The sequence below is a fragment of the Pseudoprevotella muciniphila genome, from assembly GCF_003265305.2.
Lineage (GTDB): Bacteria > Bacteroidota > Bacteroidia > Bacteroidales > Bacteroidaceae > Alloprevotella > Alloprevotella muciniphila.
This window is the reverse complement of sequence record NZ_CP033459.1, coordinates 2,143,712-2,153,290: the sequence shown is the minus strand read 5'-3', so window position 1 is coordinate 2,153,290 and position 9,579 is coordinate 2,143,712. Positions and strand designations below refer to the sequence as shown.

Here is a 9,579-nt window from a genome sequence, read left to right as displayed (position 1 = left end):
TATTTATGTATTAGGAAATGGAAAAATATAGGTTTCTTTTTGCAAAAGTATTAAAAAAGTTCCAACTGTACAGGTTCGCTTATTACTTTCTTTTCTTTGCCCCAAAAGTTGAGAATATTCCCATATTGTTTATCTGTTACGCTGAGTACACTTATCTTTCCTTTCGGGGGCACAATGGCCTTAATCCGTTTGAGATGTACATTCTGACTTTCATAAGAAGCACAATGCCGGATATACACAGAAAATTGCATCATCGCAAAGCCATCCTTCATCAGTTCCTTACGAAACTGTGCGGCTTGCTTGCGTTCTTTCTTCGTAGTTACCGGCAAGTCGAAAAATACGAACAGCCACATGATATGATATGCATTTAGTCTAATTTCACTCATTTCATTTCCGGGAGCACCAATTTACCTTCCTGACCTTTATACACCCTCACAAGCGATGCCGTTGTCATTGACAATGCAATCTGCAGAGGTCTTACTATTTTATTCATTTTTACATCTGACGTCAGGCATTTAAGCAGTTGTATTTTTACCTCCTTGTTAAGACTATCAACTTCTTCATCCATATATTGGTGGTAAACTATTTCATCCACAAAGGGACGGTATGGTTCCATAATGTCATCTGCCAAAGGAAAAGCATTGTAGCGATTGCGATGGTATATGCCAAAAGCGGGCAGGAGTCCCGACCCCACCAACGCGCGTGCCACCGCTGCACGAAGTATGGCATACCCATAATTCAGCAGATTGTTTGGCGAAAAACCATCGCGGCTTCTCAGGAAATCCTTGCCAAACAAGGTTTTCCAATAAATTTGTGAAGCAATGCCTTCTCTGTTGTCGGAATCCCCTGATTTCACATTCATATAATATGGCTTTAGTTTGTCGCCATCCTTACCCACTAGTTTAAGAAGTGCCGACTGGTTTTTTATTTTTGCTTCTATGATTTGTTTCCAAAGTTGTTTGTTGGTACTCTTTTTTGCCTCTATCTGAAACCGATAACTTTCTTGCTGAGTGGAATTACCCTCCAGCGTCAAGAGCATAGAACTGGGCATTTGACGGCTGTCGCAAAAGATAGTAGCCACATTGTTTTCTGTCAAAGCATTTATCAATGGCACTGTCATCTTTACCATCGGATTGTCCACCACCACAAAGCCGATGTCTTCTATCGGACGCGTCACAATGGTATCGTCTTCTTTCTTTGAGATAACCAACTGGCAATCCTTTAAAGACAAAGACACTGGAGTTGTAAATATTAAAGTCTGCTTTATCATCTTAGTCTCTTGATTTCGCCCAAATCGTTCAGTACAAAATCAACTCCTTCAACGAGGGCATTAATTTGGGTATGATACATCTTAATGCCAGATCTTAATTCCTCATTTGAAGCATAAGCACCATTTTTCAGTTTTACTTCACTGCTCCTTCTTGCCTCTTGATGATGAATCAATGATATTGTACCATACACATAACTACTTATCACCAAAGAAGAAAGTCCCGTAACTTTATATAGTCTTCTCTGCCAAGCTTTCTTATCGGACAACCAAATTTCTTCTGGAGATTTTTCATAAAGCAGCACCATTGTTCCTATCTTCAGGCAGTAAGCAAGGGAGAAACCATTCTTTTCGCTCACATCTGGCACTAAACCTCCTTCCGCATTGTTGCTACGTCTGTAATATTTAGCTGCTTCAAGATTGTTTACCACCACAAAGTCTCTTTTTTCTTTCCCTTTCTTATCTTTACCGATATAGATAGCCATCAAATAGTTACGGTCATTCTCTACATGGTACTGGCGTTTGTATTCTTTTCTTGATTGGTCACGCTGCTGGCGTATTTGCAGTGGTCTAACAACATTTTTTGCATAAATGCGTACTTTCTTAATAGGTATTTGCAGTTGTTCATTCATCCAGATTGTGGATTCCACTGCTTTTTTCAGACTTCCGTGTTTTGCTATAGCATCTTCCACTTTTTGGCGCACCACGTCATCCACTATATTCTTGACATCTTTTTCTTCCATGCCATCAAGCGGTTTCCTGACTACATATTTCACCTCCTCATCCTTTTCAATAGCACCATAATAAGTCTCATTGTGAAGAGATGTACGCGCGGTATCACCTTGTATATACGTTTTGCCTACCCTCTTTCGTGTATGTTTCGGCATATTATCCTGACTATAGTGCGCCACAAGCAACTCATCTTGAATTTTCATGACATCCTCCGTAAATGTCGGCCAGGGCTTTACGAATTGAGGTCTATTCTTTTCGTTGTTCCTATATTCTTCCACCTGATGGTAAAAATGAGCAAGTTTGTTATGCTCGTCAAGCCCTATGCAAGCAATCGTTATAGCATCTATACAGTGATGAACATGATTCACGCGCTCCTTCTTGGTATATTCTTCCTGAATACCCCAAATCTTTCTGAATTCCGCTGTAGCATTACCCTTAACCACATATACCTTCTCAAAAACCGACTTAAGATATAGGCGAGCATAGCGCGAAATCAAGCCGATGCCTGCACCCTGCCTGCGAGCAAAACCTTCGGGCACCTCTTCCATCGTGAATCGGTCGTACTTGCCTTTCCAATAGTCGCGCTGCATCTTTAATTGATGCCGCTTTTGAATATCCGAATCCCTTTGCTCCTTGGTTGTTGCTGACTTGCGCTTTATTGCCCTTATTTGCTTGTCCAGACTCTCATACTTCTCTCTCATAAACTCAATACGCATCAAGATTTCATCATAATCTGGCAACGCTGTAGGCAGTTTGGTTCTTTTTACTTCGCGATTAAACTTACTGCTACACAAGGTCATGTTTTCCTTGGTACTGTCACCTCCCGCACTTCGCGGTATGGTGTGCTCTATATCGTATTTCGGATTTTCTCCCAAGAAGTCCTTCACACCGATTTGCTCGCCTGTATAAAGACATTGGTGGCCTTGCTCTTCCCACAATTGATATTTCAGGATGTCTGTGTCAGAAACGGAGGTATAACCCAATTCCTCAATTTTCTTTCTGCATGCATCTCGGTCGTTTTCGTTTATTTTTTGGAGAAACTTAATAGCCTTCCGTTTGTTGGCATCATTCAGTTCCCTTGCAAACTCTATATGAATGATGGTCTTTTCATCTATTTTGCCCTCTTTCAATAACAGATTGACCACTTTTCTCAACCTGAATAACGAATGCATCGCCATCGGGTTGCGTACACTGTTGATGCGCGGACTGCCAAGTTGGAAGATGCCATCACTATTGGAACGCTGTTGCGGATAATGTTCCAACATGGACGGATGGTACAACCTATTCAAAGCATTTTCGTCAACACCATACTTTTGGCTCAAATATTCTCTGACAACAGTTCCTAAATTTCCTGAAAGTTTGCCGATTTCAACGTTTTCCATCACATCTTTCACTTCGTCTATCACAGACTTCCGTGCCTCCTCATTTTCCCAAATCTCTTGTGGAATTACCTCTCCCAAATTTGCCAAATAGACGGCCTTTGAATAAATCAGTCCGTAGTCGCGCATATAAGGCAGTATTTTTCGGATGGCTTTCATGCTGAGTGCTGCGTAATCGCTTGGTAGTGTTATTTTGCAGAATTTCTCCGACTCCTCATCACTGAGTTGTAAGCGGTTTTTGGCAAAACCTTTGAGTTTTTCTTCATCGTCATAAAAGAACAATGCATGCCAGACGTCATTGACGATTTCGTCTTGTGTCTTGCCGTCAGACAAAGTATAGACCTCGCAAACGGCGTTTTTCCAATCGCTGCCGAAGATTTCCTCAAGTTGGGCATTGACCACACTTCCGGATACTGATGTATCCATCGGGTAATTGAACTTATAAGGCTTCTGCTCCTTGTCTTTGAAGTAACAATAGTTTTTCTTACCAGCCAATTCCTTGGCTATGTCTTCGAATGGGAATTTCTTTTTTGATTTTCTCTTGAACTTAGGGATTATTTTGCTCTTTTCTATGGGGCACAGAACGAAGCGTATAAGGGAGAGAGGGGACGAAAAACACAGAAAGCCGTTTATTTACAAAGAGTTGCGAGGGTTGAGGCTGTGAGGTCGGCACAAAACGAAACGTTTACATAGGCTTACGTTTGCTTTACGTTTGAGGCAAATTCGTTTACGTCCGTGGGACGATAGATTTACGCACAGAGGGCTGCACGTTTACGCGTGTGGCCTTTTTTGTTTGTGTGTGGGTAAATCCTTTGTATGTGGGCGTTTAGTGCGTCTGTGGGCTTTATATTGCGTCCACGTTTGAACGGTGTTCTGATGGCATTAGAAGGCGGTGGGTCTGGAAAAGTCCGTGTTCCGTTCCCAGAGGGCGAAATTGGCGAAAAACGAGGGGTGGGGTTACAGGTGGGGTTACAAAGTGGGGTTACATTTTCGGGAAACTGGGGTTACAAAACTCTTGCCCACGCATACCGTGTGAGGGGGGGGCAACGAGCAAAAAAATGGAGTAAAGTGTAGGAAACTGACCCTTTTCGTGCAACTTTGTCGGGGGTGTAATCTGGCGTAAAGCCCCATAAATGGGGGATTTCGTGTGTATTTGGGTAGTGTTTGGGTGGGGGGAATACCCCTCATGGGGGCACCTGGGAGCATGGGGGTGACAAAAAAGCCCTACACAAGGCAGGGCTATAACTCGGTACCAATTAGATGCGTCAAAGGGTTTCAACTTAGGCCATATAAAATGATTTCGTTGTGTTGGAAGTTTTCATTTTGGATATACGCAATCTCTTCACGTGAAATGGTGCATTTCATGAGTTCTGTAATAGAGACTCCTCCTTCTGTAAACTTCCCATCTTTTGTGTTTTCTATGAAATCGAGGACTTCGCTAAAACCTTTTGGTTGTTTGTCGTTCTTTTCCATTGCTTTGCTATTTTAGTGTGACTCTTTTCTTGAACTGATTTTCAAACATATTTTTAATTGGTTTCAAATCGATTGTAAACCCACATCCTGGAGTATCACAGACCAAGAGGTCATTATCTTTTACTAAAGGGTTTACTTGCAGATGGAGTCTTCGTATATCTGCGCTTGAAAGGTTAGGGTATCCCTTTATTTTATGTTCTTTTCCGCATTTAGGACATGGAACTCCGAACTCGACCACTTCTATGCTCTTAACGTCATTCTGTGCTGCAGGTTTGTTGAATGGAGTACTGGCCACATTGGCAGATCTTGCCAGTTCGCAATCTTCCCAGAAATATAGTTTAAAGTCAGTACTGGTGTCGAATATTAATCGGATAACAGTCTTTATCCTATAGACTATATTCGCGAGGGTAGGATTATCGTCAATATTTTCAATTCTCAGTTCTGCATTGAGGTCTTCGATTTTGAGGGATCGCCCATGTGTGTGCCAATCCATGTGATTGCACAGTTTCTCGGAAATTTGCTTTGCCCTTTTCTCTTTCATTTCCTGAGTAACAGGAAGACCTCGAGTTTCTGTAGTTATCCAGTCCTTAAATTTGTATTTCGGCAGCCATTCCTCCACAAGATCCTGTGCGAATTGCAGCGAATTCATGATGCCATAGATTTCACCTGGGGAGATCTGTGAAATAAGCAAAGCATCAAATGGATTCAATTTTCCTTTTTTTGCGGCCTCTTCCCTTCTCTCGTCAACCCAAGTCTTATAGTCATAGGCAGAGATTGTACTTCTTCCAACTCTTACCTGTGCATCGATTGGTCCCAAACTGCCAGTGCTGCACATATAAATATTATTAGCACACATGGCAAGTATGGTTCCGGCACTTTTTGCTTCCCCTGCTATCACGAAATTCACTTCCTCAAATTTTGAGTGTAGGAATCTTGCAATTTCCTCAGCAGACTCTCCACTTCCTCCAGGAGTTTCCAGGTAAATGTCAATTTGCTTCTTGTCAGACTCTCGCAAAATGTCCTGAATCATATAAAAGTCATCTTGCATAAGACTGACGTCTATACCTTGCTTCCCCTTGTTAAAGTCAGCAGCATAGATGAACAAGTTGCGTCCAGTCAACCTGTTATATTCAGAACGCAATCGACTGAGTTCTTTTTTCAGATCCAAGACACTCATTCTCTGCGAAATATATTTACTGATTATACTTGCCATATTTTTGCAAACTTAATGATAAAAATCAATTATTCCAAAAATTGTTTTAAAAAATAATCTGCGTCCAGATTATTCGAGGCGGATGATGCCGATAACAAGGGCTACGGCATAGATGTCCTCGTATGGTAGTTCAAACGGATCATATTCTTTGTTGTCGGAAACGATGAGGACGTGCTGCTTGTCAGATCCCGGCTTTATGCGTTTGATAATTGCCCCCTGTGCCGTGTCGAGGACGTAGGGTTTGTTCCATTGGAAGAATAAGCCGGACATGGGTACACGCTGGCAAGCCACTATGTCGCCTGATATGTATGTCGGCATCATGCTGTTGCCTTTCACTGGCATAAGAAAGTCAGCCCCGCTGAAAGCCGGTACCACATAACGCTCGCACTCGTATTCCAGGACAGACTTTTCCCCCGTTAAGGCTCCTGCCATTGCACTGAACGGTATAAGTGGGATAGCCTTCGAGTTGCTAACAGGAATTTTTTCTGAAGAATTTTTATTTTTTTCAGAAATTTTTCGCTCATTTTCTTTGTTTGTTTCAAAATTTTGAATGAGCATATCCCCCTTATCACGTAACAGCCAATCTGCAGAAAGCTGTGGGTAAAGAGTCAATGTTTTGACTATTATCTCACCCCCCGGCATACTTTGAAGTCCGACTCCTTTAAAATTAGAAGGAGCAACTCCTATTTTTTTATAGTATTCTTCTTTTTGAATACCTATTTTCTCTAAAAAAGACAAAATTTTTCTCTTTACGGTCAATTTTTCGCTCATTTTCTTTGCTTGTTTCAAAATTTTGACTATCTTTGCAGCGTATTCAATAATGAATAGGGGCTCAAAGTTACGAAACTTTGCCGAGACCAACAAATTAACAGTTAAAAGAACATGTGTGAAATCAAAGAATGGCAGACGCAGAGCGTGAAGCACAAAGTGGCCACGCTGCTTATGGTTGACGGTGTGTCTTTCAGTTACAACGAAGAGGACGGCATTGTTTTCTCCGCCCCTGAGTTATATGTTAAGAATATGGTCCGTCGGCTGATGAACAGCTACGGTGTGAGTTTAAGACCAATAATAACAGAAATAAAATAAATGATTATGGCAAAAGTAAAAAGCGTGAGAACCATAAAGGTTTCGAAGGAGAACAAGGCGAGGCTCGCGAAGTTGTTCGGTTGCACTGAGCGCATGGTTTACAAGGCTCTGTGCTTTGAGAGCCAGACGCTTCTGGCGAGAAAGATTCAGCATGTAGCCCGTCAGGAGATGGGCGGCTGGGTTGAGGCTGCCGTGCCTGAAGACGAGATCTTCTACGACACAATGGACAGCGGTGAGCGTTTCATGCGCCAGTATTTTAACAATGGAGCCGTTCTGGAAGTCAGCCTGACCACAGGCGAGGGCGTTGTACGTTTCAAAGGCTCGCCCAGGCATCGCTATGAAGAGGTGCTTGTGAGAGACATCCCTACCATTCAGAACTACGCAAGGAACTTGAAGTAAGGAGGGGAAGATGGAGTATTACGGAAACAGGCTTTGCATAAGTGCCCGTGAACTTGTAGATAGCGGTGTGATGAGCATCCCTAACTACAAGGCGATGGCGAGCCGTGGACGCATCGACGTGGTGCGTCGTGGCGGTGGTGCAGCCGGTCAGTATGCCCTTGTTGCCGTTGAAAGTCTTCCTCGCTACTACAGAGCCAAGGTTCAAGCCCTCTATCCCGACGGCGACCTGACCCACCTGAAGGGTTGGGTGTGCAGCAACTACGAGGTTGACCAGGCTGCGGTGGCGTTTTTCCACAGCAGGGAGCAAGCAGGCCTTGACCTGCCTCCTGAGAAAATCAAGGAATATGTGGTGAACGCCAGTGTTCTGAACTGCTGCATCCGCTTGTATGAGCGTGCTGCAACGGCTCAGAAACTGTTTGGCGGCAAGTATAACTGGGAGCAGATGGCGAAGGCCATTGAAGCCCTGCGTGAAGAGTACGGACATACACTGCCAGCGAGTACGCTTCGTTTTCGCAAGAAGGTGAATGAATACAAGCGCAACGGGTATGGCTGCCTCATCAGCGGCAAGTTCGGCAACCAGTGTGCGCGGAAGGTGGACTACAGGACAGAGCGTCTGATACTCGGTCTGGCAGTGCTTCCCAACAAGCCTTTTAACACTAACATTGCGGAAATGTACAATATGTTCGTGTGTGGTGAACTGGACGTTTACGACCCGAAGACTGGCGAACTGATGAACCCCGAAGACTTTGTTGATAAGAAAACTGGTGAGCCAAAAGAACTGAGCGAAAGCACCATCACCAACTATCTGAACAAACCAGCCAACAAGACCCTGATTGAGCACTCGCTTATGAGCTGGACGACTTTCATGCACGAGCAGATGCCACACGTTCACCGTCACGGCGGCAATTTCTCATTGTCACAGATAACGATGGACGACGTGGACCTGACCAGAAAGCTGAAGGACACCAAGCAGCGCGTTCACGCCTACTATGCTTACGATGTCGTAAGCCAGTGCGTTGTCGGTGCGTCATACTCCCGCAAGAAGGACGAGGGCTTGGTTGTTGACTGCTTCCGCGACATGTTCAGGCTGATAGAGAAGAACGGTTGGGGTATGCCTGCCGGCATTGAGGTGGAGAATCACCTGATGTCGCAGTATAAAGACGGTTTTCTGCAAGCCGGTGTCGCTTTCCCGTTCGTTCACTTCTGCGCTCCCCAGAATTCTCAGGAGAAGTATGCCGAGCCTCTGAACGGTGCGAAGAAGCGCAGCGTGATCCACAAGAACCACGAGGGCATTGGCCGTTTCTACGGCAAGGGCAAGTGGCGTCAGGAGTACAAGAAAGTGAGCGACGAGACCAACGAACTCTACGAGGACAAGGAATACTTCAGTTGGGACCAGTTGGTGGCAGAAGACCGACGTGACAGTTATGAGTGGAACCACCAACTGCACCCCAACCAGAAGAAGTTCCCCGGCATGACAAGGTGGGACGTTCTCTGTGAGCGCATCAACCCGACCCTGCAGCCTCTCGATAAACTGACGCTGGCACGCTACATCGGTGAGCGTGTGGAAACGAGCATCAGGAGGAACTCGACGGTGCGTGTGGCACACGAAGACTGGTGGCTGAGCGACACCAGCGTTTTAGAGAAACTTCGCCCGAATGACTATCAGGTGACCGCGTACTATATGCCTGACGAGGAGGGCAAGCCTTCTGAGGTGCATATTTTCCAGGGCGACAAGTACATTGACCAAGTGGAGAAAGTTCAGACCTACAACCGCGTAATGGCAGAACAAACCGAAGAGGACACCGTGAACTATATCGAGCAGCGCAAGAAGATTGCGAAGTTCAGCAAGTATGTAAAGGAAAATGCCATTGACGAACTGGGTGTGATTAAGCCGAGTGTAGCACCTGTCATGCAGACAGAAGCCGTGGCATTGCCACCGCAACAAACAGAACAAGAGCTCTTGTATGTTCCTGTAGATGTGGAAAGCAAAGCTCTTGCAGATATGTAGAATAACATTAAAACGCCGTTAG

The 9,579-nt window shown here is 44.5% G+C and carries 9 protein-coding genes; 3 read left to right on the top strand and 6 right to left on the bottom strand.

All coding sequences use genetic code 11. The annotated features are described in order from the left end of the window. Positions 1-50 precede the first annotated feature (50 nt). The 6 genes from cas2 to C7Y71_RS12050 form a co-directional block, all read right to left on the bottom strand. Positions 51-386 (bottom strand): CRISPR-associated endonuclease Cas2, encoded by a 336-nt coding sequence (cas2, locus tag C7Y71_RS08680; protein ID WP_111898226.1) that lies wholly within the window; start codon positions 384-386, stop codon positions 51-53. Beyond that, the gene (gene cas1, locus C7Y71_RS08675) at positions 383-1,270 is read right to left on the bottom strand and encodes a type II CRISPR-associated endonuclease Cas1 (protein WP_111898227.1); all 888 of its coding nucleotides are present in this window, start codon (positions 1,268-1,270) and stop codon (positions 383-385) included. The genes cas2 and cas1 overlap by 4 nt, the downstream gene beginning before the upstream one ends. After that, positions 1,267-3,936 carry a type II CRISPR RNA-guided endonuclease Cas9 gene (gene cas9 / locus C7Y71_RS08670; protein ID WP_394366626.1) on the bottom strand — a complete coding sequence of 890 codons (2,670 nt, stop codon included), beginning with the start codon at positions 3,934-3,936 and terminating at the stop codon, positions 1,267-1,269. Before cas9 ends, cas1 begins: the two co-directional genes overlap by 4 nt. 717 nt (positions 3,937-4,653) lie before the next feature. Further along, positions 4,654-4,851, bottom strand: a complete 198-nt coding sequence (locus C7Y71_RS08665; RefSeq protein ID WP_111898230.1) for a hypothetical protein — start codon at positions 4,849-4,851, stop codon at positions 4,654-4,656. 7 nt (positions 4,852-4,858) lie between these two features. After that, positions 4,859-6,064, bottom strand: coding sequence for an SDH family Clp fold serine proteinase (locus tag C7Y71_RS08660; RefSeq protein ID WP_111898231.1), 1,206 nt, complete (start codon positions 6,062-6,064; stop codon positions 4,859-4,861). Between the two features lie 69 nt (positions 6,065-6,133). Continuing rightward, positions 6,134-6,496 (bottom strand): S24 family peptidase, encoded by a 363-nt coding sequence (locus tag C7Y71_RS12050; RefSeq protein ID WP_226943430.1) that lies wholly within the window; start codon positions 6,494-6,496, stop codon positions 6,134-6,136. 450 nt (positions 6,497-6,946) lie between these two features. On the opposite strand from C7Y71_RS12050, the gene C7Y71_RS08650 reads away from it, so the two are divergent. The 3 genes from C7Y71_RS08650 to C7Y71_RS08640 are packed head-to-tail and all read left to right on the top strand — an operon-like array spanning position 6,947 to position 9,557. Continuing rightward, complete coding sequence (locus tag C7Y71_RS08650) at positions 6,947-7,150, top strand: hypothetical protein (protein ID WP_151908902.1); 204 nt, start codon at positions 6,947-6,949, stop codon at positions 7,148-7,150. Positions 7,151-7,156: 6 nt separating this feature from the next. Continuing rightward, positions 7,157-7,549, top strand: a complete 393-nt coding sequence (locus C7Y71_RS08645; RefSeq protein WP_151908858.1) for a hypothetical protein — start codon at positions 7,157-7,159, stop codon at positions 7,547-7,549. A 10-nt stretch (positions 7,550-7,559) separates the two neighbouring features. After that, a complete protein-coding gene (locus C7Y71_RS08640) occupies positions 7,560-9,557 on the top strand; it encodes a hypothetical protein (protein ID WP_151908901.1) in 1,998 nt (665 codons plus the stop codon). The last annotated feature ends 22 nt before the right edge of the window (positions 9,558-9,579 follow it).

Excerpts from the sequence above, each read along its gene's own strand:
- cas2 (WP_111898226.1), bottom strand. The coding sequence starts at position 386 with ATGAGTGAAATTAGACTAAATGCATATCATATCATGTGGCTGTTCGTA.
- cas1 (WP_111898227.1), bottom strand. The coding sequence starts at position 1,270 with ATGATAAAGCAGACTTTAATATTTACAACTCCAGTGTCTTTGTCTTTA.
- C7Y71_RS08665 (WP_111898230.1), bottom strand. The coding sequence starts at position 4,851 with ATGGAAAAGAACGACAAACAACCAAAAGGTTTTAGCGAAGTCCTCGAT.
- C7Y71_RS08660 (WP_111898231.1), bottom strand. The coding sequence starts at position 6,064 with ATGGCAAGTATAATCAGTAAATATATTTCGCAGAGAATGAGTGTCTTG.
- C7Y71_RS12050 (WP_226943430.1), bottom strand. The coding sequence starts at position 6,496 with ATGGCAGGAGCCTTAACGGGGGAAAAGTCTGTCCTGGAATACGAGTGC.
- C7Y71_RS08650 (WP_151908902.1), top strand. The coding sequence starts at position 6,947 with ATGTGTGAAATCAAAGAATGGCAGACGCAGAGCGTGAAGCACAAAGTG.
- C7Y71_RS08645 (WP_151908858.1), top strand. The coding sequence starts at position 7,157 with ATGGCAAAAGTAAAAAGCGTGAGAACCATAAAGGTTTCGAAGGAGAAC.
- C7Y71_RS08640 (WP_151908901.1), top strand. The coding sequence starts at position 7,560 with ATGGAGTATTACGGAAACAGGCTTTGCATAAGTGCCCGTGAACTTGTA.